At 39.8% G+C, this 254-nt stretch carries 1 protein-coding gene; it reads right to left on the bottom strand.

Translation table 11 applies throughout. From position 1 onward, the window contains the following. Positions 1-179: NHLP leader peptide family RiPP precursor (locus ACSNOG_RS33640; RefSeq protein ID WP_436756461.1), on the bottom strand; the 179-nt coding region annotated here is incomplete at its 3' end. Positions 180-254 lie beyond the last annotated feature (75 nt).

Below are 254 nucleotides of genomic sequence, written 5' to 3'. Positions count from 1 at the left end.
ACCAGGTACAGCTCATTGGGCTGCTCTTCGAGCGTTCTTACTTCAATGTGGTCGGGGATTCGCACGCCAAGTACTTCCTGGATCGCTGATTTCGGATCTCTGACTAGCTTTGCTTTAAAGCTAGGATCCTCCCATGCTTTTTGAATCAGTTGTGTTTGAAAGATGGCTTCTGTTGTCATTAGAATCACCCTTTCAAATAAATGGTTATAATTTACTCTTTAAGGATACCATGGAATAAATTTAAAATCTATTAT

The organism is Streptomyces sp. URMC 124, from assembly GCF_051386455.1.
Taxonomy (GTDB): domain Bacteria; phylum Actinomycetota; class Actinomycetes; order Streptomycetales; family Streptomycetaceae; genus Streptomyces.
The sequence above is the reverse complement of the archived record's forward strand: the minus strand, read 5'-3'. Positions and strand labels throughout refer to the sequence as shown.